The sequence below is a fragment of the Vibrio sp. 811 genome (assembly GCF_033339195.1).
Window position 1 is genome coordinate 1 of sequence record NZ_JAWOUB010000978.1, and the last position, 512, is coordinate 512.

General features: G+C 48.6%; 1 protein-coding gene. It reads right to left on the reverse strand.

The features are described 5' to 3' along the window. Positions 1-512 (reverse strand): thiamine pyrophosphate-dependent enzyme (locus R7Q46_RS30455; RefSeq protein WP_318078750.1); only part of this gene is annotated, 512 nt, incomplete at both ends.

Below are 512 nucleotides of genomic sequence, written 5' to 3' on the forward strand. Positions count from 1 at the left end.
CGAGTAACAAAAGCAACCGCTTCTGGATCATCGGCGTTAACGTGGAAAATCGGTGCCTGAACCATCTTAGCGATGTCAGTACAATACATGGTTGATCGAGTGTCACGCGGGTTAGACGTTGTAAAGCCAACCTGGTTGTTTACAACAATACGAACCGTACCGCCAACGCAGAAACCACGAGCAAGTGACATGTTGAACGTTTCAGCCACTACACCTTGGCCAGCAATCGCAGAGTCACCATGAATAGTGATAGGAAGAACTTTGCTGCCGTGGTTGTCACCCAAACGGTCTTGACGTGCACGCACTGAACCGATAACCACTGGGTTTACGATTTCTAAGTGAGATGGGTTAAACGCAAGCGCTAAGTGAACATCGCCACCAGGAGTTGCGAAGTCTGCAGAGAAACCTTGGTGGTATTTAACGTCACCGGTACCCCACGTTTCATCGTGCTTACCCGCGAACTCATCAAATAGATCTTGTGGTTTCTTACCCAGTACGTTCACCAGCATGTT